28 protein-coding genes and 1 tRNA gene are annotated in these 23131 nt (G+C 61.8%); 10 read left to right on the top strand and 19 right to left on the bottom strand.

Annotated features, from left to right (window positions below; all coding sequences use genetic code 11):
- The first annotated feature begins 167 nt into the window (after nucleotides 1-167).
- Entirely contained in the window at nucleotides 168-323 is a 156-nt protein-coding gene (locus BM234_RS17490; RefSeq protein WP_175501251.1) for a hypothetical protein, read from the top strand.
- Between the two features lie 217 nt (nucleotides 324-540).
- Here the strand turns inward: BM234_RS17490 and BM234_RS10395 are convergent.
- A tRNA-Lys gene (locus BM234_RS10395) sits at nucleotides 541-616 on the bottom strand.
- 108 nt (nucleotides 617-724) lie between these two features.
- Here BM234_RS10395 and dapF point away from each other — a divergent pair.
- The 9 genes from dapF (at nucleotide 725) to uvrC (ending at nucleotide 10199) form a co-directional block, all read left to right on the top strand.
- Nucleotides 725-1552 carry a diaminopimelate epimerase gene (gene dapF / locus BM234_RS10390; protein WP_092064284.1) on the top strand — a complete coding sequence of 276 codons (828 nt, stop codon included), beginning with the start codon at nucleotides 725-727 and terminating at the stop codon, nucleotides 1550-1552.
- Entirely contained in the window at nucleotides 1549-2805 is a 1257-nt protein-coding gene (gene mtaB / locus BM234_RS10385; protein ID WP_092064281.1) for a tRNA (N(6)-L-threonylcarbamoyladenosine(37)-C(2))-methylthiotransferase MtaB, read from the top strand. The genes dapF and mtaB overlap by 4 nt, the downstream gene beginning before the upstream one ends.
- Before the next feature lie 39 nt (nucleotides 2806-2844).
- Entirely contained in the window at nucleotides 2845-3453 is a 609-nt protein-coding gene (locus BM234_RS10380) for a glutathione S-transferase (RefSeq protein WP_092064278.1), read from the top strand.
- Nucleotides 3454-3555: 102 nt separating this feature from the next.
- Nucleotides 3556-4485 carry an ABC transporter ATP-binding protein gene (locus BM234_RS10375; protein WP_092064275.1) on the top strand — a complete coding sequence of 310 codons (930 nt, stop codon included), beginning with the start codon at nucleotides 3556-3558 and terminating at the stop codon, nucleotides 4483-4485.
- A complete protein-coding gene (locus tag BM234_RS10370; RefSeq protein ID WP_092064273.1) occupies nucleotides 4482-5243 on the top strand; it encodes an ABC transporter permease in 762 nt (253 codons plus the stop codon). The genes BM234_RS10375 and BM234_RS10370 overlap by 4 nt, the downstream gene beginning before the upstream one ends.
- A gap of 102 nt (nucleotides 5244-5345) precedes the next feature.
- Complete coding sequence (locus tag BM234_RS10365) at nucleotides 5346-6143, top strand: S49 family peptidase (RefSeq protein WP_092064270.1); 798 nt, start codon at nucleotides 5346-5348, stop codon at nucleotides 6141-6143.
- Between the two features lie 177 nt (nucleotides 6144-6320).
- Nucleotides 6321-7262 carry a calcium/sodium antiporter gene (locus tag BM234_RS10360; protein ID WP_092064268.1) on the top strand — a complete coding sequence of 314 codons (942 nt, stop codon included), beginning with the start codon at nucleotides 6321-6323 and terminating at the stop codon, nucleotides 7260-7262.
- Nucleotides 7263-7273: 11 nt separating this feature from the next.
- Nucleotides 7274-8053 carry an SDR family oxidoreductase gene (locus BM234_RS10355; protein WP_092064265.1) on the top strand — a complete coding sequence of 260 codons (780 nt, stop codon included), beginning with the start codon at nucleotides 7274-7276 and terminating at the stop codon, nucleotides 8051-8053.
- 301 nt (nucleotides 8054-8354) lie between these two features.
- Nucleotides 8355-10199 carry an excinuclease ABC subunit UvrC gene (gene uvrC / locus BM234_RS10350; protein WP_245752578.1) on the top strand — a complete coding sequence of 615 codons (1845 nt, stop codon included), beginning with the start codon at nucleotides 8355-8357 and terminating at the stop codon, nucleotides 10197-10199.
- Between the two features lie 38 nt (nucleotides 10200-10237).
- Here the strand turns inward: uvrC and BM234_RS10345 are convergent, their stop codons facing one another.
- From BM234_RS10345 to BM234_RS10265, 18 genes are all read right to left on the bottom strand, one after another.
- Nucleotides 10238-10915: a trimeric intracellular cation channel family protein gene (locus BM234_RS10345; protein WP_092064259.1), complete on the bottom strand. Its 678-nt coding sequence runs from the start codon at nucleotides 10913-10915 to the stop codon at nucleotides 10238-10240.
- 54 nt (nucleotides 10916-10969) lie between these two features.
- Nucleotides 10970-11239, bottom strand: a complete 270-nt coding sequence (locus BM234_RS10340) for a DksA/TraR family C4-type zinc finger protein (RefSeq protein ID WP_092064256.1) — start codon at nucleotides 11237-11239, stop codon at nucleotides 10970-10972.
- Nucleotides 11240-11295: 56 nt separating this feature from the next.
- Nucleotides 11296-11919, bottom strand: a complete 624-nt coding sequence (ureG, locus tag BM234_RS10335) for an urease accessory protein UreG (RefSeq protein ID WP_092064253.1) — start codon at nucleotides 11917-11919, stop codon at nucleotides 11296-11298.
- Nucleotides 11916-12587 (bottom strand): urease accessory protein UreF, encoded by a 672-nt coding sequence (locus BM234_RS10330; RefSeq protein WP_245752576.1) that lies wholly within the window; start codon nucleotides 12585-12587, stop codon nucleotides 11916-11918. The genes ureG and BM234_RS10330 overlap by 4 nt, the downstream gene beginning before the upstream one ends.
- A complete protein-coding gene (locus tag BM234_RS10325; protein ID WP_092064247.1) occupies nucleotides 12538-13017 on the bottom strand; it encodes an urease accessory protein UreE in 480 nt (159 codons plus the stop codon). Before BM234_RS10325 ends, BM234_RS10330 begins: the two co-directional genes overlap by 50 nt.
- Before the next feature lie 28 nt (nucleotides 13018-13045).
- Nucleotides 13046-13276: a DUF1127 domain-containing protein gene (locus BM234_RS10320; protein ID WP_092064244.1), complete on the bottom strand. Its 231-nt coding sequence runs from the start codon at nucleotides 13274-13276 to the stop codon at nucleotides 13046-13048.
- Nucleotides 13277-13429: 153 nt separating this feature from the next.
- Nucleotides 13430-13645, bottom strand: a complete 216-nt coding sequence (locus tag BM234_RS10315) for a hypothetical protein (protein ID WP_092064240.1) — start codon at nucleotides 13643-13645, stop codon at nucleotides 13430-13432.
- A 157-nt stretch (nucleotides 13646-13802) separates the two neighbouring features.
- Nucleotides 13803-15551 (bottom strand): urease subunit alpha, encoded by a 1749-nt coding sequence (gene ureC, locus BM234_RS10310; protein ID WP_092064237.1) that lies wholly within the window; start codon nucleotides 15549-15551, stop codon nucleotides 13803-13805.
- A gap of 70 nt (nucleotides 15552-15621) precedes the next feature.
- Nucleotides 15622-15891, bottom strand: coding sequence for a lysozyme inhibitor LprI family protein (locus tag BM234_RS10305; protein WP_217645967.1), 270 nt, complete (start codon nucleotides 15889-15891; stop codon nucleotides 15622-15624).
- A gap of 71 nt (nucleotides 15892-15962) precedes the next feature.
- Entirely contained in the window at nucleotides 15963-16292 is a 330-nt protein-coding gene (locus BM234_RS10300; RefSeq protein WP_092064232.1) for a hypothetical protein, read from the bottom strand.
- Between the two features lie 31 nt (nucleotides 16293-16323).
- On the bottom strand, nucleotides 16324-16629 hold the full coding sequence (locus BM234_RS10295) for an urease subunit beta (RefSeq protein ID WP_092064229.1): 306 nt from the start codon (nucleotides 16627-16629) through the stop codon (nucleotides 16324-16326).
- Nucleotides 16626-16790, bottom strand: coding sequence for a hypothetical protein (locus BM234_RS17485; RefSeq protein ID WP_175501250.1), 165 nt, complete (start codon nucleotides 16788-16790; stop codon nucleotides 16626-16628). Before BM234_RS17485 ends, BM234_RS10295 begins: the two co-directional genes overlap by 4 nt.
- Nucleotides 16791-16807: 17 nt before the next feature.
- A complete protein-coding gene (locus BM234_RS10290; RefSeq protein ID WP_092064226.1) occupies nucleotides 16808-17110 on the bottom strand; it encodes an urease subunit gamma in 303 nt (100 codons plus the stop codon).
- On the bottom strand, nucleotides 17110-17958 hold the full coding sequence (locus BM234_RS10285) for an urease accessory protein UreD (protein ID WP_092064223.1): 849 nt from the start codon (nucleotides 17956-17958) through the stop codon (nucleotides 17110-17112). The genes BM234_RS10290 and BM234_RS10285 overlap by 1 nt, the downstream gene beginning before the upstream one ends.
- A gap of 177 nt (nucleotides 17959-18135) precedes the next feature.
- Nucleotides 18136-19308, bottom strand: a complete 1173-nt coding sequence (locus BM234_RS10280) for a GAK system CofD-like protein (RefSeq protein ID WP_092064220.1) — start codon at nucleotides 19306-19308, stop codon at nucleotides 18136-18138.
- 54 nt (nucleotides 19309-19362) lie between these two features.
- Nucleotides 19363-21606 (bottom strand): xanthine dehydrogenase family protein molybdopterin-binding subunit, encoded by a 2244-nt coding sequence (locus BM234_RS10275; RefSeq protein ID WP_092064217.1) that lies wholly within the window; start codon nucleotides 21604-21606, stop codon nucleotides 19363-19365.
- Complete coding sequence (locus BM234_RS10270; protein WP_092064214.1) at nucleotides 21599-22642, bottom strand: FAD binding domain-containing protein; 1044 nt, start codon at nucleotides 22640-22642, stop codon at nucleotides 21599-21601. The genes BM234_RS10275 and BM234_RS10270 overlap by 8 nt, the downstream gene beginning before the upstream one ends.
- A complete protein-coding gene (locus tag BM234_RS10265; RefSeq protein ID WP_092064211.1) occupies nucleotides 22639-23127 on the bottom strand; it encodes a (2Fe-2S)-binding protein in 489 nt (162 codons plus the stop codon). The genes BM234_RS10270 and BM234_RS10265 overlap by 4 nt, the downstream gene beginning before the upstream one ends.
- Nucleotides 23128-23131 lie beyond the last annotated feature (4 nt).

Below are 23131 nucleotides of genomic sequence, written 5' to 3'. Positions count from 1 at the left end.
TGATAATCAAGGGACCTGATCTGACGGACCATCAGGTTCGCACTTGAGGGGCCCAGACCCAGAAGCGCAAGCCAAATGAGCTCTGACGTTCGGGCGGGTGGACTAAACCAAACGGCTTTTGCCCAGAATTGTGAGGCCGACGTAGGTCGGTCCTAAAAGGAAGAATAATGACAAGCGTATCCAAGGCCATCTTCGACAAGTATTTTGCTCCTCAAGACGCACGTATTACTGCACTCGAGGCGCGCATAGAGGCCCTCGAGCGCTTGACCGCCCGCGAGAGCAAGCCGATATTGGCCGAGGTCAAGAAAACCGGGCAGGTTTGACCTAGTCAAAATTCCAACGTCCGAATCTAGCGGCGTGATGGAATTCGGAGCTAGGCTTGGGCGCGCATCGACCGATGGCCGCCAAAAGGCGGCATTGCTTGCGTTTTCTGAGCGGTGAAGGTGCGGAACGGGTGGTCTCAGTCGTACCACACATCGGGTACAAACTACAGACTACGAAGATGCTGAAGCCAACTAAGCCAAAACATCCTTGGTGCAGTGGTGAGCCGTGCAGGATTCGAACCTGCGACCCACTGATTAAAAGTCAGTTGCTCTACCAACTGAGCTAACGGCCCACTGTGGAGGGCTACCTAGAAAGGTTGTGGGGGGCGGTCAACCCCGAAATTTGCGGAAGTCGCACCCGGCGCTGGATTTGGGCTTCGGGCGGCGTTATATGCCGCGCGATGACAACACCATTTTCACAATCCCGCCGGTTCATGAAGATGCATGGGCTGGGCAACGACTTTCTAGTGCTCGACCTGCGGGACGGGGGTGAGTTGCCGTCGCCCGCGCTGGCTGCGGCACTCGGCGACCGGCATCGTGGCGTTGGGTTCGACCAACTCGCTGCGATCAGTGCTGACGACGAATCGGACGCGCGTTTGGTGTTTCTGAATTCAGACGGAAGCGGCTCTGCGGCATGCGGAAATGCGACGCGCTGTATTGCGCGTTTCCTCATGAATGAAACAGGCCGGGACGAACTCACCCTTCGGACTGATCGAGGGCTGCTCCATGCACGCGATGCGGGGCAGGGGCTTACCGCAGTGAACATGGGCCATCCACAACTCGAGTGGGCGGATGTCCCGCTTGCGGAACAGTTGGATACGCTCCACCTCCCGATCGAGGGCGCGCCAACGGCGACGGGCATGGGCAATCCTCATTGCAGTTTCTTCGTTTCGGACGCCGACGCCGTCGACATCCTGACGTTGGGTCCGCGGATCGAGCATCACCCTCTCTTTCCAGAGCGCACAAACGTCCAGTTTGCCAGCCTCTTGGGGCCGGACAGGTTGCGTATGCGAGTATGGGAGCGGGGAGCCGGCCTGACGCTGGCCTCTGGCTCGTCCTCCTGCGCTGTGGCCGTTGCGGCAGCGCGGCGTGGGATCACAGGCCGGACGGTGCAGATTGTGCTGGATGGTGGGGAGATCGAAATCGACTGGCGTGATGATGGGGTCTGGATGACGGGGCCGACCGCGCATGTCTTCACCGGTGAATTGACCGAGGAGTTTGGCGCATGACCGAGGCACCGAAATTCACGACGCTCGGCTGTCGGCTCAACGCCTATGAAACCGAAGCCATGAAGGCACTGTCGGCGGAGGCGGGGCTTTCGGGTGCCGTTGTCGTCAACACCTGCGCCGTTACGGCAGAGGCGGTTCGGAAGGCCCGACAGGAAATTCGTCGTTTGCGCCGCGAGAATCCTGATGCCCGGCTGATCGTGACGGGCTGTGCCGCCCAGACTGAACCGGAGACATTCGCGGCCATGACCGAAGTAGATGCGGTCATTGGCAACACCGAAAAGATGCAGCCCGAAACGTGGAAAGGCCTTGCCGCGGATTTCATCGGAGAGGTGGAACGCGTACAGGTGGATGACATCATGTCGGTCAAGGAGACTGCCGGTCATCTGATCGATGGCTTTGGGACGCGCAGCCGCGCCTATGTTCAGGTGCAAAATGGGTGCGATCACCGTTGTACCTTCTGCATCATTCCCTACGGCCGTGGCAATTCGCGGTCGGTGGCCGCTGGCGTGGTTGTCGACCAGATCAAGCGGTTGGTTCAAAGTGGCTATCGCGAAGTTGTGTTGACGGGCGTGGATCTGACCAGTTGGGGCGCTGACCTGCCGGGTGAGCCGAGCCTTGGCGATCTGGTCATGCGGATTCTCAAGCTTGTGCCCGATCTGCCGCGCTTGCGGATTTCGTCAATCGATTCCATCGAAGTTGATCCGCAACTGATGGAAGCGATCGCGACGGAACGCCGCCTGATGCCGCATTTGCACCTAAGCCTGCAGCACGGGGACGACCTCATCCTCAAGCGGATGAAGCGCCGTCATTTGCGCGACGATGCGATAGCCTTCGTCGAGGAAGCACAGCGTCTACGCCCCGAAATGACCTTTGGCGCGGATATCATCGCGGGGTTTCCCACGGAAACGGAGGCCCATTTCGAGAACTCCCTGCGCCTCGTCGATGAGTGCCGCCTGACGTGGCTGCATGTTTTTCCGTATTCGCCGAGAAAGGGCACGCCTGCCGCCCGCATGCCGCAGGTTGACGGACGTGCGATCAAAAACCGCGCGGCGCGTTTGCGGGCAAAAGGCATGGATCGTGTAGCGGCCCATCTCGCGGCACAGGTGGGCAGAACCCACAACATTCTCATGGAGAACCCCCACATGGGGCGGACCGAGCAATTTGCAGAGGTTCGGTTCGATGTCGCCCAACAGGAGGGAGAAATCCTCACCGCCGAAGTCCGTTCCATCGAGAACGCGCAACTCGTTGCATGACGCTGGACAGGATCGAGTGCTGCGTGCATTGATCTGCGCATGAAGCTTTATCACAGCCCCACATCACCCTACGTTCGCAAGGTCATGATCACGCTGCTCGAAACCGGGCAGAGAGATGAGGTTGAGCTTGTCCCGACTTCAGGCACCCCGCTCGCGCCCGCACCGGGTTTTTCCGCCCGCAATCCGCTGACCAAGGTTCCCGCGTTGGAACGAGCGGAAGGAGCGACGCTCTATGATAGCCGGGTGATCTGCCAGTATCTCGACGCGCGTGTCGGCGGCGGTCTCTATCCCGGCGGCGAGCGCCGTTGGGAAGTGCTGACGCTGGAGGCGACGGGGGATGGAATTCTCGATGCCGCCCTTCTCATGGTGTATGAGAAGCGGCTACGTGCCGAAGACGCCCGCTCCGACAAGTTGATCGAAGCGCAATGGGCGAAGATCTCGCAAGCTTGCGACGCGTTGGAGGCACGCTGGCTCGGGCACCTTGCGGGTCGGATCGATGCGGGGCAAATCGCCGTCGCCTGTGCTTTGGGTTATCTCGACTTGCGCCACGAGGCGCGAAACTGGCGCGCGGGACGAACGGGGTTGTCTTCTTGGTTCGCAGGATTCTCTGAACGCGATAGCTTTACCCGCACCGCGCCCCCAGTTTGAATGCGCGGCCACTGTGCGCATGCGCGGGGCTGCCTCTGCATCTGAGCCGTTTCTTTCTCTTGGCTTCGGGATTAGGTTTCGCTGAATCCAAAGGGGGGCGGCATGACGGCCATCGTTTCCATCAAAGGTCTGCGCAAGGCCTATGCTTCCGGTATGGAAGCCCTGAAAGGTGTCGATCTCGATATCGAAGAAGGTGAGATTCTCGCGCTTCTCGGACCCAACGGCGCGGGAAAGACCACACTGATTTCTACTATCTGCGGCATCACGATGCCCACGTCGGGCAGCATCACCGTAGGGGGGCACGATACGCTCAAGGGGTATCGCGGCGCGCGGCAGCTTATAGGCCTTGTGCCGCAGGAGATTTCTCTGGAGCCCTTCGAGACGGTATGGAGCTCGGTAAGCTTCTCACGGGGCCTCTTTGGCAAGCGGCGTGATGATGCCAAGATCGAGGCGATCCTGCGCCAACTGTCACTCTGGGACAAACGCGACGCCAAGACCATGGAACTCTCCGGCGGGATGAAGCGGCGTGTCCTCATCGCAAAGGCGCTGTCACATGAGCCGCGCGTGCTCTTTCTCGATGAGCCGACGGCGGGTGTCGATGTAGAACTGCGCAAGGACATGTGGGAAACCGTGGCGCAGCTTAAGGCGGATGGTGTGACAATCATCCTGACCACGCATTACATCGAAGAGGCCGAGGCGATAGCGGATCGTGTCGGTGTCATCTCCGGGGGGCGGCTCTTGCTGGTCGAAGAGAAGGCCGCGCTCATGCAGCGTATGGGGCGCAAGACACTCAGCATCGAGTTGACCGAGCCGCTGGAAGAAATCCCAGACAGTCTTGGCCTCTATGACCTCGAATTTGGGCCGGACAAGACGTCGCTTCTCTATACCTACGACAGAAATGCCGAACGAACCGGCATTGCGCGTCTCATCGGTGACCTGACCGAAGCGGGGATCGTGCTGTCGGATATCGCCACAAGTCAAAGCAGCCTCGAAGAAATCTTCGTCGGCTTGGTAAAGGAGGACGGCGCATGAATGCCGGCGCAATCTGGGCCATATACCGCTTTGAAATGGCGCGGTTCTTCCGAACGATGACGCAGAGCTTCATCTCTCCGGTCATATCAACGTCCTTGTATTTCGTGATCTTCGGTACGGCGATCGGTAGTCGGATCGAAGAGGTTGATGGCCTGTCTTACGGGGCGTTCATCGTTCCGGGGCTCATCATGCTTTCCGTGATCCAGCAGGCCATTTCAAACGGATCTTTCGGAATCTACTTCCCCAAGTTCATTGGGACGATCTATGAGCTGCTCTCTGCGCCGGTCAACTTCCTCGAAATCGTGGCGGGTTACGTGGGGGCGGCGGCGACCAAGGCGCTGTTCATCGGACTTGTGATCTTGGGGACAGCGGCATTCTTTGTCGATCTGTCGATTGCGCATCCCGTCGCGATGATCGCGTTCCTGTTGCTGACCTGCCTGAGTTTTTCCCTGCTGGGGTTCATCATCGGGATCTGGGCAGGCAACTTCGAGCAGTTGCAAATCGTCCCGCTTCTGATCGTCACGCCGCTCGTCTTTCTCGGTGGAGCATTTTATTCGCTCTCGATGCTTCCTCCGATCTGGCAGACGATTACGCTCTTCAATCCGGTAGTTTATCTCATCTCCGGCTTCCGCTGGGCCTTTTTTGATCAGGCAGATCTGCCCATTTTACTAAGTCTTTTTGCGATCACGGGGTTCACGGCCGGGTGCCTTGGTTTCGTGTGGTGGATCTTCCGCACTGGCTGGCGCCTGCGCGATTAAACGTCCAAAGGGCGGGCCATAGCGGAACATATCGGGGATCATTGCGATCAGGTTGGGTGGGGCGTCTTGTTTAGGAGACCCCGCCCATCTACATGAGGTTCCATGAGAAGATGGATCCCCTTTATCAAATCTGGTCCTCTGGTGGCGGTGATCCGCCTTCAGGGCATGATCGCCTCCGGCCCGCGGGCCGCCCTCAATGATCAGGCCATTGCCTCGACCATTGAGCGGGCTTTCCGTCGCGGCAAGCCCGCCGCCGTTGCCCTGTTGATCAACTCCCCCGGCGGCAGCCCGGTGCAATCCTCGCTTATTGCCGCGCGCATTCGCCGTTTGGCGGATGAGTTGGATATTCCCGTCTATGCCTTCGTCGAAGATGTGGCGGCATCGGGGGGCTACTGGCTTGCGTCCGCCGCAGATGAGATCTGGGCCGACGAGGCGTCTGTTCTCGGGTCCATTGGCGTCATTTCGGCAGGGTTCGGTGCGCACGTGTTTCTGGCCCGTCAGGGCGTGGAGCGGCGTGTCCATACCGCCGGGAATTCCAAAAGCTTCCTCGATCCATTCCTGCCCGAACGCGAAGAAGACGTCGCCCGCCTTCACCGCTTGCTGGAGCAGTTGCACGGCACCTTTATCGCCCAGATCAAAGCGCGACGCGGCGACAAGCTCGCATTGGAGAAGGATCTTTTCACAGGCGAGATCTGGGCAGGGCAGGGCGCTGTGGAGGTTGGACTTGCGGATGGCATCGGCCATCTCGTCCCGACGATGAAAGAGCGGTTCGGTGACAAGGTCCGGTTTGCCCGCTATGGCGCGCGCCGGTCGATCCTCCAACGCATCAGTGGTCAGTTCCTGCAGGACGCACTGGGCCAAATCGAAGAACGCGCGGCCTATTCGCGCTTCGGATTGTGACACCTTGATAGTCAAAATCGTGACGGTGTTTCTCGCGGGGATGGCGGTTCTCGCCATGTTCGGGCGGTTACGCTTCCCCGGGCGCGATCGGCTGGCCGCCGCCCGATGTCCCCATTGCCGTCGATTACAGCTTGGCCGCGGGCCTTGCTCCTGTAGAGACGAAAGGAAAGGCTGAAGATGGAGTGGCTGCTTGGTGGCTTGGGGCTTGTGATTTTGCTCCTTGCGGGGGACGCGCTGGTCAAAGGCGCCGTCAATCTCTCGCTGCGCCTCGGAATTCCGGCCCTGATTGTCAGCCTGACGATCGTAGCGTTCGGGACCTCCGCGCCAGAGTTGCTCATCTCGGTCAAGGCGATGCTCGATGGGGCACCGGGCCTCGCCATGGGCAACGTCGTTGGATCAAACACGGCCAATATCCTGTTGGTGCTGGGCGTGCCCGCGCTTTTGACGAGCATGCACACCGGGGCATGCGAAACCCGCAAAACCTATCTTTTCATGATTGGCGGCAGCGTCCTCTTCATTTTGCTCTGCTTCCTTGGGCCCCTCATCTGGTGGCACGGGCTCATTCTACTCGCTGTGCTTGCGGGTATCCTCGGCAACGCGTTTTTTGAAGCTCGCGCCCACCGCAATGGCGCGGATAATGTTGAAGAAGAGCTAGAAGGCGTTGATCCCGACATGTCGTGGTCGTGGATCTTTATCTATCTCGTGCTTGGCCTTGTAGGTTTGCCAATCGGGGCGGATCTTCTCGTCGATAGCGCCGTCCACATCGCACGCGTTTTTGGAATATCAGAAACCGTTATCGGCCTTACACTTGTCGCGATTGGCACTTCTCTGCCCGAACTCGCCACGAGTGTCATGGCCGCATTGCGCAAGCAGGCTGACGTCGTGCTCGGTAACGTCATCGGCTCCAACATGTTCAACCTTCTCGCCATCATGGGGGTCGCCACAATGGTGGGGCCGATCCCGGTCGATCCGGAGTTTCTTTCCTTCGATCTTTGGGTGATGCTGGCGGCATCGCTGCTGCTCGTACCCTTTGTCTTTTTTGGCAAGGATATCGGGCGGCTCGTCGGGATCGTGTTCATAGCTCTTTACGGGATTTATCTTTCAGTCCTTATCATGTGAGGAGGGTCAAGATGCCAGCAGCGTTGGTAACAGGGGCAGGGGCGCGTCTAGGCCGGGCCATGGCACTGTGTCTTGCTGAAGAGGGGCACGATGTTGCCGTGCACTATGCCTCATCTGCCAGCGGCGCAGCGGAGGTGGTGGAGCGGATCGAAGCAATGGGGCGCAAGGCGGTGGCGCTCCAAGCCGACCTGCTCGAAGAAGAGGTCATGCAGGCGCTTCTGCCGCGGGCCTCAGACGCGCTCGGTCAGCCGATTACCTGCCTTGTGAACAGCGCCTCGATCTTTGAATATGACAACTTGGGTTCAGCCACCCGAGAGGGGTGGGACCGGCATATGGAAACCAACCTCCGCGCGCCGTTCGTTCTGACCCAAGCCCTCGCGGCGCAGATTCCCGAGCCTACCCTCGACGCGCGTGGAGAGCCGGTGGCGGCGGGGCTGGTCATCAATATGGTCGACCAGCGGGTGCGGAAACTCACGCCGGAGTTCATGACCTATACCATCGCCAAGATGGGGCTCTGGGCCCTGACGCGCACCTCGGCGCAGGCGCTCGGGCCGCGTGTGCGGGTCAACGCGATTGGCCCCGGTCCGACGATGCGCGGTGCAAGGCAGTCGGAGCGACACTTCGCCGGACAGCGCGCGGGGACGGTGCTGGAGCGCGGTTCAAACCCCGAGGATATCGTCGCGGCGCTGCGCTATTTCCTCGCCACACCGGCCGTTACGGGCCAGTTGCTTTGCGTGGATGGCGGCCAACATCTGGCATGGCAGACGCCCGACATCCAAGGTGTCGAATAAACCGGTGAGAGCAGACTTTTGCACCGGGTTAATCGGTATTACGAAAGTGTTACAATTTGCCAATGTTTTCAGGACTTTGCACGGGGCTGAAAAAAATACGTCCTAAAATCAGACTGTTACAAGCGCGCCCAAAAAGTAGGCAAACCGGTGAACTGGGCCGAAAACAAGGAAAAATCGCCGTCCTACATATTTTGCCCCCCGAGTTATCCACACAATCCGTGGATAGGTTTCTGCTTGATTTCGCCCGGATGGGGGGCCAACTGCGATACAGAATCAAGCCAAGGTGAACGGGGGATCAAACGTGCCGCAGGGGCATGCCGTCATTCAAGACTATCTCAAGACACTTGAGAGCGCGCCGGGTGTCTATCGGATGCTCGATTCCGAAAGTCGCGTTCTCTATGTGGGCAAGGCACGCAATCTGAAAGCACGTGTTTCGAGCTATGCCAGGCCGACGGGGCATAGCGGCCGCATCGCGCGCATGATTTCCGAAACCGCGTCGATGATGTTTCTCACCACGCGTACCGAAACTGAGGCATTGCTGCTGGAGCAGAACCTCATCAAGCAGCTCAAACCGAAGTTCAACGTGCTGCTTCGTGACGACAAGAGCTTTCCCAATATCCTTGTCACACACGACCACCCCTTTCCCATGATCAAGAAACACCGGGGCGCGAAGCGCGAAAAAGGAGCTTACTACGGCCCGTTCGCCAGCGCGGGGGCGGTGAACCGGACGCTGAACCAGTTGCAGAAGGTATTCCAGCTTCGGAATTGCTCCGATCCCATGTTCGAGAGTCGTACGCGGCCCTGCCTTCTGCATCAGATCAAGCGGTGCAGCGCGCCTTGCGTGGGCAAGGTCAGCGCGGAGGAATACGCAGAGTCTGTGCGCGACGCGGAGCGTTTCCTCTCGGGTAAGTCCACGAATATTCAGGAAAAGCTTGCCGCTGAGATGCAGGAAGCGTCGGAGGCAATGGAGTTTGAGCAAGCCGCCGCGCTGCGGGATCGGATCCGCGCGTTGACGCAGGTGCAAACGGCGCAGGGGATCAATCCACGCAACGTGTCCGAAGCCGACGTGATCGCGCTGCACCTAGAGAATGGGCAAGCTTGCGTACAGGTCTTCTTTATCCGGGCGGGGCAGAACTGGGGTAACCGAGATTTCTATCCGCGCACGGGTGAGGGCGCTGAGGCGCCGGAGGTGCTGGAGGCCTTCATCGGCCAGTTCTACGACGACAAGGACCCGCCAAGGCAGATCTTGCTCTCGCACCCGCTTGAGGACCCTGAGTTGATGGCCGAAGCATTGGGCGAGAAACGGGGTCGAAAGGTGGAAATCCTCGTGCCGCTCAGGGGCGAAAAGGCGGAGATCGTTGAAGGGGCCGCACGCAACGCCCGTGAAAGCCTAGCGCGGCGCATGTCGGAAAGCGCGACCCAGACCAAGCTTTTGAAAGGTTTGGCGGAGGCCTTCGATCTGGATGCTCCACCTGCCCGTATCGAGGTCTATGACAACTCCCATATCCAAGGCACGAACGCGGTCGGAGGAATGATCGTTTCGGGCCCTGAGGGTTTCCTCAAAAACCAGTACCGAAAATTCAATATCCGCGGCGACGACCTCACCCCGGGGGACGATTTTGGGATGATGAAGGAGGTGCTGACCCGTCGGATCACGCGGCTCCTGAAGGAGGATCCGGACCGCAGCAAGGGGCTCTGGCCCGATCTTTTGTTGATCGACGGGGGCGCAGGTCAGGTTTCGGCCGTGGCCGAGATCCTGCGCGAACAAGGTGCGGAGGATATTCCCATGGTTGGCGTGGCCAAGGGCATCGATCGCGACGCGGGCAAGGAGGAATTCCACCGCCCCGGACAGCGGCCCTTCGCTCTACGCCACAACGATCCGGTTCTCTATTTTGTCCAACGACTGCGGGACGAGGCGCACCGCTTTGCCATTGGCACCCACCGGGCGCGGCGCTCCAAGGCGATATCGGCCAATCCGCTGGATGACATTCCCGGCGTCGGTGCCGCGCGCAAACGCGCGCTACTCGCGCATTTCGGCTCAGCCAAGGCAGTTTCGCGCGCCAACCTGGCGGATCTGAAGGCGGTTGAGGGAGTCTCTGCGGGGCTGGCGCAGAAGGTCTATGATTTCTTCCACGAAAAGGGGTGAGCGGGCCGCGCTACCGTTCGGCTGGGGTCAGTGAATGGCTACTGGCGGCGTCTGCGGCGGGCCGCACGTTTCTTGCGAGCGGCCTCCAGGCTCGCTTCGGCCTCGCGTCCGGGCCGAGAGTGATAGGCGGGCAGGGTCCAGCCGAAGATCAACGCGCCGCTGCGCATCCCGAAGGCGGCGGCGTAGCCCGCGAGGATCGCATGCAACGGGCGTAGCCCCGCGGCGTCGGCAAGCACGTAGCTCGCCGCACCGACGAGGGCCGCGAGCATGTAGATTTCCTTGCGGAGCAGAACCGACGGCTCCCCCGCCACGATGTCGCGCATCACGCCTCCGAGGGCTGCTGTCATCATGCCCATGACGGCCGCGACCACTGGGGAGCCTGTCACGGCAAGCCCCTTATAGGCACCGTAGACGCAGTAGGCGGCAAGCGCGGCGGCATCAAGCCAGAGCACCCAGCGATAGCGACTTTCCAGCAGGTGGGCGCTGAAAAAGGTCAGCACGGCCGCACCGGCACAGACCAGCACGAAGGCGGGTTGCTTGACCCAGAAAACCGGCACTCCGAGGATCAGATCGCGCAGCGTCCCGCCCCCCATTCCCGTAAGCATCGCAAGGAAAATGAAGCCGACGATGTCGAGTTGCTGGCGGGAGGCAACGAGTGCGCCCGTGGCGGCGAAGAGGGCGACGCCGAGATAGTCGAGCAGGATGGCCGGGCCCATGGGTCCTCCGCAGGGTTTTGGGTGAGGATAGAGAGGGAGGGAGCCGTGGGCCAGCTACTTGAGTTGGCTGTCTTTCGAGCCGCGACGGTTGATCCCACCTCGGGACTGAAAGCGGCTGTCGCGCTCTTGCTGACAGTCAATGCAGAGCTTCACGCCGGGGATCGCGGCGCGGCGTGGCTCGGGGATCGGCTCCTCGCATTCGGCGCAATGGGTGCGGCTTTCGCCCTGCGGGCCACCGCGCGCCTTGAGACGTTTGAGTTCGTCTTGGATCGAGGCTTCGATCTGATCGTTGACCGCGTCGTCGCGGGCCCATCCTCCAGCCATGGTGCTGTCCTCCTGCTGAGAGAAGTTTGGCGCGCGGCGCGAAGATTACAAGAGGGTCAAGCCAGTTCCGGGAGCGTCAGCCCGCCAATTTCCGCCAGTAGCCGGAGGATTTCGTCGGTACCTTTCCCTTGCCGGAGGGATGCAAAGACGAAGGGCTTGCCTGCGCGCATCCGGGTGGCATCCCGCTCCATCACCTCAAGCGAGGCCCCCACATGGGGGGCGAGATCGGTCTTGTTGATCACGAGGATGTCCGACTTGGTGATCGCGGGGCCGCCCTTTCGGGGGATCTCCTCACCCGCCGCGACGTCGATGACATAGATGGTGAGATCTGCCAGTTCGGGGCTGAAGGTGGCGGAGAGGTTGTCGCCGCCGCTTTCGATGAGGATGGCGGCCACGTCGGGGTGGCGCTGTTCCATCTCAGCCACGGCAGCGAGGTTGATCGAGGCATCCTCGCGGATCGCAGTATGAGGGCAGCCGCCGGTTTCCACCCCGATGACGCGGGACTGGGGCAGGATCTGCATCCGCATCAGGGCCTCGGCGTCTTCTTGGGTGTAGATGTCGTTGGTGATGACGCCGATCGAGAGGGCAGGGTGCAGCGCGCGGGCAAGCTGGGCGGTCAAGGTGGTCTTGCCAGCGCCGACAGGGCCGCCGATGCCGATGCGCAGAGGGCCGTTCATCATGTGCGGAAAAGCCTTGTTGTTTGGGTTTCATGGCGCATGGCGGCGATGTCGCTCGCCCAGCAAAGTGAGCTCAATTCGTGCAGATCGCCTTCCATCGCGTCCTTGGAAATGCGTTCGCACAGAGGGGTGAGCCGTTTCAGAACGACCTGCCCATCGGTTTGGCCAAGCGGTACAAGCCGGACCGCTGCGGAAATCAGGTTGGAGACGAAGGCCTGCAAGTACATCGAGATCGTGAGGTCAAGCGGTAGGCCCTCACGCGCTGCAGCGGCACCTATCGCGACCGGGTAGGTGGCTGGATCGTTTGAATGATCCCAGACCTTTGACACGGTGGCGACGAAGGCCGCGCCTTGCAACTCGGTCTCGCGCAGGCGTTCGGCGGAGGAGGCAAAAGCACGAGCCGTGTCATCGGTGTCCGCCGCGCCCTGCCATGATGCTGCGAGAAGACGCGCATCGGAGGCACCAGCGCCCCAAAGTAGCAAGTCAGTCAGCCATTCCGCCAGTTCCGTGGCATCAGCGATGGCACCTTCGGCCACCGCCGTTTCCAACCCGTGTGAATAGGCAAAGGCCCCGACTGGGAAGGCGGGGGAGAGCCACTGGGAGAGGAGGAGGGCTGCGCGTTCAGTGCTCATGGTCGTGTGGGCCGTGAGAGTGAGAATGATCGTGGCCATGGGTGCGGCCATGGCCGTAGGCACCGCCCTCGGGGGTGAAGGGCTCTTCCACCTCTGCGACCGTCGCACCGATCCGTGCAAGCATGTCTCGGATCACATGATCGCGTTGGATAAGAAGGCGGTCGCGCTCAATCTGGCACGGCGTATGGCGATTGCCGATGTGCCAGGCGAGGCGGTGCAGATCTGGGCCGGTGACTTCGAGCAGTGGCTCTGATTTGGCCTCAATGGCGATCTCGCCCTGCTCAGTCAGCAGCACGCCACCATGATCCAGTGATGTCGTCTTGGGAAGGTCCACAAGAAGCCGCCGTCCATCCTCTAGGGTGAGCACCTTACGGCGCAGGAAGCGGTCTTCGTAGGTCAATGCCACGCGCCCTGTGGGGGACGCGTGGGCATGGGAATGGTAGTCTTGCGCGATCAATTCGGGAGCCATCAGACGCCCTCTCGGATCACGGCCTGCTTCAGATGAAGTAGGCGCCGCGCAGCACGTGCCGCGGGATATCTTCGCGCTTCAGACCGCGCTTGGCGAGTTGAGCATCGGACAGCGCGTCGAGATTGCGGATCTCGCGGGCATACCGGTTCGCTTCGCCAATCGAGACGATGAACATGCCGACCGCTGTCAGGCCGCGCAGAAGATAGGAGCCGACTTGCGCCAGCGGATTCGAAGTTTGATTTGATGCAATCGTTGCCATCTTGGAGAACCTTTCGTGTTGTCGTCCGGCCTCCCCCCTTGAAAAACAGGTAAGCCTTTTTGACCCTGTTGACCAGACCGCCGGATGCAATGCCGGTCTTCGTCTGGTGCAAGGCAGGCGCAAGGAGTTGCGCCTTTGGAGCCTTGGTTGGACTTAGAATGCGAGGCGATGCTCGACGAAGACGCGCCGGGCGATTCCGCCGCGGGTCAGGCCGCGAGCGGCAAGTTGTTCGTCGGAGAGGGATCGAAGCGTCTCTACCTGACGGAAGTGATCGCCAGCCTGGCTTTCGCGCGCCATTGCGCGGAGTGCCTGTTCGATCCATGTGGAAATCCGCGCGGTCACGGAGGGTGTTTCGGTTGCGTATGACATCTCGGTCTGCCTTGTATCTCGTTCGGGCGGCCTGCGTCATCGCCGGCCTCAAGCCCGTGCCCAAGAAGTAGGCACGCCATGTCTGATCGACCACCACCTGTTTGGCATATCCGTCTTGCAGTCTGTGCATGCGCAAATTGTTAACCTTTACGTCTTGTTAAAAAAGAAAATATCTTTGTGCCATGGGCAATTCTGTCGCGGGTTCACAGGTTAGAAGTTCCCCGTCCGCACGTACCTCGTAGGTCTCAGGATTGACCTCCATACGAGGTGTTGCGGTGTTGAGCTTGAGGTCAGATTTCCCGATCCCGCGTGTGCCCTTCACGGCGACGGTCTGCTTTGCGAGGCCGAGTTGCTCCCGGATGCCGGCCGCGTGGGCCGCTTCGGAGACGAAGGTGACGGCGGAATGTTCCACCGAACGGCCATATGCCCCCCACATGGGCCGGGTATAGACCGGTTGCGGCGTCGGGATGGAGGCGTTCGGATCGCCCATCTGGGCGCAGACGATAGTGCCGGACATGAGAACCATTTCGGGCTTCACGCCAAAGAATGCCGGATTCCAAAGCACGAGGTCGGCGCGCTTGCCTTCCTCGATGGAGCCGATTTCCGATGAAATGCCATGGGCGATGGCCGGGTTGATCGTGTATTTGGCAACATAGCGGCGGACGCGGAAATTGTCGTTGTCGCCCGTCTCTTCGGGCAGGCTGCCACGTTGTTTCTTCATCTTGTCAGCGGTTTGCCACGTGCGGATGATGACCTCGCCCACACGGCCCATGGCCTGACTGTCCGATGCGATGATCGAAAACGCGCCCATGTCGTGCAGGATATCCTCGGCCGCGATGGTTTCCCGCCGGATGCGGCTTTCGGCGAATGCAATGTCTTCGGGGATCGACTTGTCGAGGTGATGACAGACCATGAGCATGTCGAGATGCTCTTCGAGCGTGTTGACCGTGAAGGGCCGCGTCGGATTGGTCGAGGAGGGCAGCACATGCTCCTCGCCGCAAATCTTGATGATGTCGGGGGCATGACCGCCGCCCGCACCCTCGGTGTGAAAGGCGTGGATCGTGCGGCCCTTCATGGCCTTGACCGTATGCTCGACAAAGCCGCTCTCGTTGAGGGTGTCGGTGTGGATCATCACTTGCACGTCCATCGCATCGGCAACAGAAAGGCAGCAGTCAATCGCCGCCGGGGTCGTCCCCCAATCCTCGTGCAGTTTAAGCGCGCAGGCCCCTCCCAGCACCTGTTCCTCCAGTGCTGCGGGCAGGGATGCATTACCCTTTCCCGCGAAGGCGAGGTTCATCGGGAAGGCATCAGCGGCTTGCAGCATGCGCCCGAGATGCCATGGGCCGGGGGTACAGGTGGTGGCCAGCGTACCATGGGCGGGGCCGGTGCCGCCGCCGAGCATGGTCGTCAGTCCAGAATGAAGCGCGTCTTCGATCTGTTGTGGACAGATATAGTGGATATGGCTGTCGAAACCGCCTGCCGTCAGGATGCGGCCCTCGCCTGCGATGACCTCGGTGCCGGGACCCACGATGATATCCACGCCCGGTTGCGTGTCGGGGTTGCCCGCCTTGCCGATCTTGTGGATGCGCCCATCCTTCAGGCCGACATCTGCCTTGATGATCCCGGTGTAGTCCACAATCAGCGCGTTGGTTATTACAGTGTCCACAGCGCCTTCGGCCCGTGTCGCCTGGCTTTGCCCCATTCCGTCGCGGATCACCTTGCCGCCACCGAACTTGACCTCTTCGCCGTAGACCGCGCCATTCTGGCCACCCGCCAAGCCGGTCGCTTCGGCGGTCAGGTCGCGCTCTACCTCAATGATGAGCGAGGTATCGGCCAATCGCACCCGGTCCCCGGTGGTGGGCCCGTACATTGCGGCATAATCGGAACGGGAGATGGTGGTGGGCATGGTACGGCTTCCTGTTGGTCGCGTTTCTGGGGGCGTGCCGCTCATTTATCGTCGGCATCGCTTGGGTCATTTACGGTAGCATCATCTCTCTGAGGTCCTGCGTCCGGCGTGTGGTAAGCCGTGCAAGACAGGAGGCGGCGACGAGCGGGGCGATGCTTCCCCCGGAATAGACATCCGCCTCTGAGGCACATGCAGCATCGCGAAAGGCGATCCACTTTCGTTGTGCATCGAGAAGCGACGCCCCTGCGCCGATCTCGTCCATCCGGGGTTTCACCACACGCCAAACGGCATTGAGGTCCGCGTCCGCCGCCTCAAACTCCGCCCCTGCGCACTGGTTCATTTCCCTCTGCGTGACACCGGGACACGCCGCAAAAAGCTGGGTTGGTAGGAGGAGGAGGATGGCCGCGGCTCTTACCATGCCTTCGGTCCGCGTTTCGTGAGCCTGCGATGGTTCGCGCGGGTCGCCTTGCGAAAGGGGCGGATGGCCGCGCTTGCGATCCGGTCGGGACTCTGGCCTGAGGCGATGGCCTTGAAGGTCGCAGCTCCGGCATTCTGGGCGGCGCGCAGTTTCTCGTCGACCATGCGGTTGTTTTCGCCCGGAGACACGGACCACAGGCCAGCCATCCCCCAAAGACGCATGGCAATCACCGCCTGAGATTCCGCCAGAAGAAAGCCGACTTGCAGTCCGGCGCTCCACATGGCGAGAGGGTCAATCGGCGCGGTATGAGAAAAGCGAGGCATGGGCAGGGCTCCGTTGGATGTGTTCGCGCTTTCAGATAGCGCCCATGACCTGCCCGGCGAAGCCAAAGACGCGCCGCCGCCCCGAGAAGGGAATGAGCCGCACTTCTCGCGCTTGACCCGGTTCAAAACGAACCGCCGTTCCAGCCGCGATATCAAGGCGATGGCCATGCGCGGCGTCCCGGTCGAACTCAAGTGCGGGATTGGTCTCCGCGAAGTGAAAATGGCTGCCGACCTGAACGGGGCGATCGCCCGTATTGGCGACAAGCATCGTGATCGCTTCGCGGCCCGTGTTGAGCGTATGCTCTCCGGGTGCGGCCATGATCTCCCCGGGGATCATCGTGCCCGCACCCGCGCGAGGGCCAGTGCTCCCGCGCTTGCGATAAGCGTGATGCCCAGCAACACCGGGACCGCATCCATCGAATGGGGATGTGCGTGCAACGCTTCGGTCTGATGGGCATAGGCTGGCGCGGCGAGAAAGAGGGGCACGAGGTATTTCATGACGGTCTCCAGTTGGATCAGCGGATGGGGTTGTGGACGGTGACGAGCTTGGTGCCGTCGGGAAAGGTGGCCTCGACCTGTACTTCGTGGATCATTTCGGGAATGCCCTCCATGCAGTCGGCCGCGGTAATCACCTGTGCGCCCGCCTCCATCATGTCAGCGACCGAACGGCCGTCACGCGCACCTTCGACGACTGCGTCGGTGATGAGCGCGATGGCTTCGGGGTGGTTGAGCTTTACCCCGCGGGCCAGACGCTTGCGGGCGACCTCGGCGGCCATGGCGATCAGAAGTTTGTCTTTTTCTCTGGGGGTCAGGTTCATCAGGTCATCCAGGATCGTGGCAGGGGGCCGGCGTTGAGGCGGGTAAGGAGCGGGAGGAGCATCCGGCGTAGGGCGAGACTGTCAGGCGCAAGAAGCCGGGCCACGAGCAAGTCGGGCCCAAGAAGCGACGCGCCGGCGCTTTGGGGGAGAAGTGCGCGCACCAACGGAAGCTGTGCTTCGGCCTCCGGTGCGGCAAATACCACTGCGGCCATGGCCCGCGCACCGGCACCGATCGCGGGCCGGTCGAGGTGGGCTTCCGCATCGCCGTTCAGTCGGGCAGCGTCGAGATAGATCAACCGGCCAGCGCGGCGGATCTCCACCCGGTCGTCAAAGTCGATGGCGCTCAGGCGCTCTCCCATGGCGCGGCGCCCGAAGATTATCGGCTCCACCATCAGGAAACGTGCTTCCGGCGCCAAGTCTACCGAAAGTCTGCGGTTGAGAGCGGAGCGGTCAAACAGGATCGTTTCCTGCGGTAGCCATGCAAGGCTCGCCCCATCGGCCACGGTCAGATCGGTGGTAAGACGGCCTGCGGGGCCAGGTTGCGCCGCATATGCGCGCTCCGCCGCCTGGGTGGTCAGCGCCAAACGGCTGCCGGCGCCAGCCGTTGCGGAAATACGCAACCGGTCGCCACCCGTGATGCCGCCCGAGGTGTTGATGAGGATGGCTTCTGTGTGGCCAGTGACACGCGGGAACAGCGCCTTGAGGCAGCCCTGTTGCCGCAGGCCGTCGATGGCGCTGCCCTTGGGGCCGGCCTTGGTCGAGAGGCGCAATGTACCACGGGCGCGGGGTTGCTCTTGAATCGGGGCGATCTGTTCGGCGCTCTGCGCAACTGCCCCATATATCCCCATTCCAGCATTCCCTTCCGGGCGACGTTCGGCCCGACGCATTTTTCCCGAAGAAAACACGTGCGGCCCGCGGGGGGGGAGGTGCGCGGGATGGTGGCCCCCTTTGAAGCGCATGCCGAATGGGCATATGACGCGAAACAAAGCGGTTTGCCTAAAAAATACGCGAACTACGAATCCCCTTCAGGCCAGCGATACCAACAGGTCACACACCTTCTGGGCATCGTAGCGATCCAGCTTGTCGCCGGTCAGCGATAGCCGGATGCAGGGAATCCCGTGTGTAGCCGATGCGGCTTCGCACTCCGCTTCGCTGCGCGATACATCGCAGATCACATGGGTCAGCAGCTCCGCACCGTCACCCGCATCACGTTCGAGGGGAGCGAGCAGCGCGCCGACCTGATCCGAGAGCGAAAGCCCAAGCGCTTCGGGATCCTCGCCCAGACTCGGCAGGTACACTTTCGGTACCTTCCTTGCGGCAATGGCGCGCCCGACACCCGAGGGCAGCAGGTTGGCGACCACGCTGGAAAACAGGCTGCCAGGGGGGAAGCAGATCAGATCAGACCGCGCGATGAATCTCTCGTTGCGGGCGGGAAGGGGAAATTGCGCCGCAGGGATCTCGTCCTGCCCATCGCTCAGGAACAAACGTGCGACGGGGCTGGTGATCGGAGCGAGCTCCTTGCCGCTCAGAAGACGCTGCCCGATGATCCGGGTCCCGTCCTCAAGATCGACGCCAAGCTGCAGATTGGCATCGATCACCGCCCGCACCGTGCCGCGGACGTCGACCATCTTGGACATCAGGAAAAGCACAGGCTCCAGCGCGCGGTCATTGCTGAGATAGCCGCCCGCGAGGATCAGGTTGCCGATACTGGCATTGCGATAGTCGAAAGCGGCGGGTGCCTTGGTTGCAAAGCTTTGGAGCAGCGACTGGATTAGGCTTCGCATGGGACGTGCGACCGCCCGGATCAGGGGGTGTTGCCCGACACGCATCTCGGCGACTTCTGCGGCGAGGTCGTCTTGCAATCCGTCACGCGCAAGACGATGCGTGAACAGAGCATAGACATCCGGCTGGCCAAGGACACTCTCATCCGCGAGCGCCATGAGACGGCTACGCAAATCCCCGACTGCGGGCATGTCGAAGGCTTCGCGGAGTATTTGCGAACTGCCACCGCTGTCGAAGGGGGTGATGAGATGGATGGAATTGTAGGTATAGCGCTTCAGTTGACGCGATATACCATTCAGGGCGCTGCCGCCGCTGAAGAAAAGGAGATGAGGGCCCAGATGCGGCGCGCTCAGCGCGCGTGCAACGCGCAAGTCATCCGGCAGATGCAAGTCGCGCGTCAAAGTGATGCTCGTCATGACCGACCTCTCCGGTTGCTTCCGGCGCCAGTGGGACGCAACCGGGTCAGCAGGTCAAGCGGCGCTCGCGCCGAGTAGATCCTCAATCCGAATTGGGAACCGGCGAATCCGGTGGCCGGTAGCGTGGTAGATCGCGTTGCCGATGGCCCCGACAGTGCCGGTGATCCCCAACTCGCCGACGCCCTTGACGCCGATTTCGTTCACGTAAGGGTCGTCCTCATGGATGGTCATGACCTCAAGGTCGGAGACATCGGCGTTGACCGGAATATGATACCCGCCGAGATCCCCGTTGACGATCCGGCCCGTGCGGTGGTCGCAAAGCGCTTCTTCGTGCAGCGCAAAGGATATCCCCCATATCATGCCGCCCATCAACTGGCTCTCCGCAAGGCGGGGATTGACGATGCGCCCCGCGGCAAAGGCCCCGACAAGGCGGGTGACGCGCGGTTGCAGAACGTATGGATCAAGCGTTACCTCGGCGAATACGGCACCGTGGGAATACATGGCGTGGCGCTTGCTGGCGTCGGACGAACGTGCGCCGCGCCCCGTGCCTTCGATCTTCGCCAGGCCTGCACGAGCTAGGATATCGGCGAAACTTTCCCGGCGCGCCTCATCGTCTTGCGCGATCAGCCATCCGTCGCGCGCGGCTACGCCAGCATTGCCCGTGCCGAAGAGCGGGGAGGCCGGATCGGCGGCGGCAACCTCCGCGAGTTTGGCGATCGCGTCTATCCCGGCGGCATGCAACGCGCTGCCCGCGGTGGCCGTATGCGCCGAGCCGCCAGCAACGCCGCCATCGGGGAGCTCTGACGTGCCGGCATGAAACGCAACTCGCCCAAGCGGCAGGCCAAGGCTGTCGGCGGCGATCTGCGCGAGAGAGGTCCAGGCGCCCTGACCCATGTCGACCGCGCCGGTTTCGACAAGGGCCGTGCCATCGGCGCGGATGGTTGCCCGCGCATTCGCCTCGAACATCGGCGCGGGGAACAGGGCGGTGCCCATGCCCCATCCCACGAGGTGGCCATTACTGTTGGTCATCTGCCGGGGGGATTGCGGTCGCTTCGCCCACCCGAACCGTTCGGCGCCGCACATATAGCATTCACGGAGCGCTTTTGATGAATAGGGTTTATCGGTGCCGGGTTCGACCTCCGCATAATTCCGAAGTCTAAATTCGAGCGGATCGAGGCCTGCCTTTTCGGCCAGTTCATCCATGGCGCATTCCAGTGCGGCGGAACCCGACGCTTCGCCCGGCGCACGCATCGGTCCGGGCGTGCCTATGTCATTGCGGACCCCGCGGTGAACGGAACGCAGGGCAGGCGCGCTGTATAGGCCTTGTGAGGCATTCGAGGCGGGCTCAAGGAATTCATCGAAGGAAGACGTCGCCGCAAGCGTGTCGTGATCCATCGCCGTAAGCCGGGCATCGCCGTCGATCCCAAGGCGAAGCGTTTGCCGGGTCTTCCCGCGATGTCCTGTGGGACCAAAGAGTTGCTCCCGCCGAAGGACGAGTTTCACCGGGCGGCCCGCCTTCCGCGCCGCAATCATGGCGAGAACCTGCGGCGCGTTGAGCAGGGCCTTGGAACCGAAGCCACCGCCCAGATAGGGGGTGCGGATTACGATATTCTCTGGCGGCACTCCAAAGTAATAGGCGAGCGTCTTGCATGTCATGGAGATGGCTTGGTTGGGCAGGTCAAGGATGAGACGATCGCCTTCCCATCGGGCCACCACCGCGTGCGGCTCCATCGGATGGTGGTATTGGGCTGAAGTTTCATACCGGGCTTCGAGCATGGTGTCTGCTGCGGAAATCCCCGCATCCACGTCGCCATATTCCTTTCCCTCGGGCAGGCCAAAGGCACCGCCCGCCGATACGAACGGGGCATCGTCGTCGAGGCCCGTTCGGGGTGGCAGCGACTCATATTCCGGCGCAAGGAGGCGCGCGCCCTCCGTGGCCGCCTCGAGCGTCTCACCAAGAACGATGGCAATCGCCTGATTGGCGTAGAAAACTTCATCCCCGTTGAGCAATGGCATGCGAAAGGCAAAGCGTAGAGGTTTCGTATCGGGGTCCCCCGCCAGCGCAGGGCGGTTCTCATGTGTCATGACGTCGACAACGCCCGGATGGGCCAACGCGGCATCGGTATCCATTCGGGTAACTCGGCCCCGCGCAATGGTGGCGGAGGCATAGACCGCATAGAGCAGGCCGTCTGGACGGTTGTCTGCCGCGAAGGTCGCAGCACCGGTGACCTTGGCGACGCCATCGCGCCGAGTTACGGGCTGACCGGTGTTTGAGCCGAAGCGAAGTGTTTCAGGCATGAGCGAAGTCTCCATGAGGAGAGGCAGGAAGGGCCGGGGTGCGGAGCGGAGTGCCCGCCGCCGCAAACATCAAGGCGCGAATGACGGTCCGACGCGCCAGTTCGATCTTGTAGCCATTCTCCCCCGAGGGTCTTGCCCCGGCGATGACCGCCTCCGCCGCCCGTTCAAAGGAGGCGGTCTCAGGCGGACGCCCAACCAACAGGTCCTCCGCCGCTGCGTCCCGCCATGGTTTCATCGCGACGCCGCCGAGCGCGATGCGGGCCAGGGTGATCACCCCGTCCTTAATGCCCAGCCCCACCGCAGCGGAGGTCAGGGCAAAGGCAAAGGAGGTTCGTTCGCGCACTTTGAGATATCGGCTGTGCGCGCGCGTTGCCTCAAATCCCGTCGGCAGGATGACCGCGAGAACCAGATCGCCGGGTTCAAGGGCAGCTCCGGCAGCGGGGCCGAGACCCGGTGGTTGGTGAACGGCATCGATGGGAATTTCCCGAAGACCATTGGCCCCGCGCACTTGCACCACAGCACCCAGCGCGGCGAGCGGCACGCAAAAATCCGAAGGGTTCGTGGCGATGCACTCATCTGTCCAGCCGAGGATGGCGTGATTGTGCGTCTCGCCGCCAATTGCGGAACACCCGGCCCCGGGCATGCGCTGATTACAGGCCGAGTAGGGATCGGCGAAATAGGGGCAGCGGGTTCGTTGGAGCAGATTGCCCCCGACCGTCGCGGCGTTGCGAAGCTGTCCCGATGCCCCAGAAAGCAATGCTTCGACAAGCATTGGTGCCGCGTCGGCAACCTCCGGATCATGGGCCAGATCGGAATTGCGCACCAGCGCGCCGATCCGCAGGCGTCCATCCGGGAGGCGTTGGATACGGTCCAGATCCGGCAGGCGTGTGATGTCGATCACCGTATGCGGCGAGAGCGCGCCGGTTTTCATCAAGTCGACAAGGTTGGTGCCACCGCCCATATAGGCCGCTCCGGGGCGCCATGCATCCATCGCTTCCGCCAAGGTGCGGGGTTGGAGGTACACAAAATCTCTCATGCGTCGTCTCCTCCGGCCATGCGGCGCGTGGCATCCTGTACCGCGCGGGTAATGCCGTGATACGCGGCGCAGCGGCACAGGTTCCCGCTCATTCCCTCCCGGATACGGTCAAGGTCATCGCCCGCGTGTCCCTCGGAGATAAGGCCCGCCGCACTCATGATCTGGCCCGGCGTGCAATAGCCGCATTGCAGCCCGTCGTGCTCCAGAAACGCAGCTTGGATCGGGTGCAACTCCTCGCCGGACGCCAGCCCTTCGATCGTCGTGACCGCCGCGCCATCGAGTGTCACCGCCAGCACGAGGCACGCGTTGGTGCGCCGCCCATCCAGCAGCACGGTACAGGCCCCGCATTGGCCCCGGTCGCACCCCTTTTTCGTCCCCGGAAGGGCCAACCGCTCGCGCAGAAGGTCAAGCAGGGTGACGCGCGGATCGTCGAGCGCGAGATCATGAGGCATTCCATTGACGGTCAGACGGACGGAGTAGGGCATGCAA

It is taken from the genome of Poseidonocella pacifica, from assembly GCF_900111875.1.
Classification (GTDB): domain Bacteria; phylum Pseudomonadota; class Alphaproteobacteria; order Rhodobacterales; family Rhodobacteraceae; genus Poseidonocella; species Poseidonocella pacifica.
The sequence above is the reverse complement of the archived record's forward strand: the minus strand, read 5'-3'. Positions and strand labels throughout refer to the sequence as shown.

Coding starts and splice junctions, on each gene's coding strand:
- BM234_RS10365 (WP_092064270.1), top strand. CDS start 5,346: ATGAGAAGATGGATCCCCTTTATCAAATCTGGTCCTCTGGTGGCGGTG.
- BM234_RS10295 (WP_092064229.1), bottom strand. CDS start 16,629: ATGATCCCCGGGGAGATCATGGCCGCACCCGGAGAGCATACGCTCAAC.
- BM234_RS10355 (WP_092064265.1), top strand. CDS start 7,274: ATGCCAGCAGCGTTGGTAACAGGGGCAGGGGCGCGTCTAGGCCGGGCC.
- BM234_RS10375 (WP_092064275.1), top strand. CDS start 3,556: ATGACGGCCATCGTTTCCATCAAAGGTCTGCGCAAGGCCTATGCTTCC.
- BM234_RS10280 (WP_092064220.1), bottom strand. CDS start 19,308: ATGACGAGCATCACTTTGACGCGCGACTTGCATCTGCCGGATGACTTG.
- BM234_RS10275 (WP_092064217.1), bottom strand. CDS start 21,606: ATGCCTGAAACACTTCGCTTCGGCTCAAACACCGGTCAGCCCGTAACT.
- BM234_RS17485 (WP_175501250.1), bottom strand. CDS start 16,790: ATGAAATACCTCGTGCCCCTCTTTCTCGCCGCGCCAGCCTATGCCCAT.
- dapF (WP_092064284.1), top strand. CDS start 725: ATGACAACACCATTTTCACAATCCCGCCGGTTCATGAAGATGCATGGG.
- BM234_RS10290 (WP_092064226.1), bottom strand. CDS start 17,110: ATGAACCTGACCCCCAGAGAAAAAGACAAACTTCTGATCGCCATGGCC.
- BM234_RS10270 (WP_092064214.1), bottom strand. CDS start 22,642: ATGAGAGATTTTGTGTACCTCCAACCCCGCACCTTGGCGGAAGCGATG.
- BM234_RS10380 (WP_092064278.1), top strand. CDS start 2,845: ATGAAGCTTTATCACAGCCCCACATCACCCTACGTTCGCAAGGTCATG.
- BM234_RS10320 (WP_092064244.1), bottom strand. CDS start 13,276: ATGGCAACGATTGCATCAAATCAAACTTCGAATCCGCTGGCGCAAGTC.
- mtaB (WP_092064281.1), top strand. CDS start 1,549: ATGACCGAGGCACCGAAATTCACGACGCTCGGCTGTCGGCTCAACGCC.
- BM234_RS10300 (WP_092064232.1), bottom strand. CDS start 16,292: ATGCCTCGCTTTTCTCATACCGCGCCGATTGACCCTCTCGCCATGTGG.
- BM234_RS10370 (WP_092064273.1), top strand. CDS start 4,482: ATGAATGCCGGCGCAATCTGGGCCATATACCGCTTTGAAATGGCGCGG.
- ureG (WP_092064253.1), bottom strand. CDS start 11,919: ATGATGAACGGCCCTCTGCGCATCGGCATCGGCGGCCCTGTCGGCGCT.
- BM234_RS10315 (WP_092064240.1), bottom strand. CDS start 13,645: ATGTCATACGCAACCGAAACACCCTCCGTGACCGCGCGGATTTCCACA.
- BM234_RS10265 (WP_092064211.1), bottom strand. CDS start 23,127: ATGCCCTACTCCGTCCGTCTGACCGTCAATGGAATGCCTCATGATCTC.
- BM234_RS17490 (WP_175501251.1), top strand. CDS start 168: ATGACAAGCGTATCCAAGGCCATCTTCGACAAGTATTTTGCTCCTCAA.
- ureC (WP_092064237.1), bottom strand. CDS start 15,551: ATGCCCACCACCATCTCCCGTTCCGATTATGCCGCAATGTACGGGCCC.
- BM234_RS10325 (WP_092064247.1), bottom strand. CDS start 13,017: ATGGCTCCCGAATTGATCGCGCAAGACTACCATTCCCATGCCCACGCG.
- BM234_RS10285 (WP_092064223.1), bottom strand. CDS start 17,958: ATGGGGATATATGGGGCAGTTGCGCAGAGCGCCGAACAGATCGCCCCG.
- BM234_RS10360 (WP_092064268.1), top strand. CDS start 6,321: ATGGAGTGGCTGCTTGGTGGCTTGGGGCTTGTGATTTTGCTCCTTGCG.
- BM234_RS10345 (WP_092064259.1), bottom strand. CDS start 10,915: ATGGGCCCGGCCATCCTGCTCGACTATCTCGGCGTCGCCCTCTTCGCC.
- BM234_RS10330 (WP_245752576.1), bottom strand. CDS start 12,587: ATGGCCACGATCATTCTCACTCTCACGGCCCACACGACCATGAGCACT.
- BM234_RS10305 (WP_217645967.1), bottom strand. CDS start 15,891: ATGAACCAGTGCGCAGGGGCGGAGTTTGAGGCGGCGGACGCGGACCTC.
- BM234_RS10340 (WP_092064256.1), bottom strand. CDS start 11,239: ATGGCTGGAGGATGGGCCCGCGACGACGCGGTCAACGATCAGATCGAA.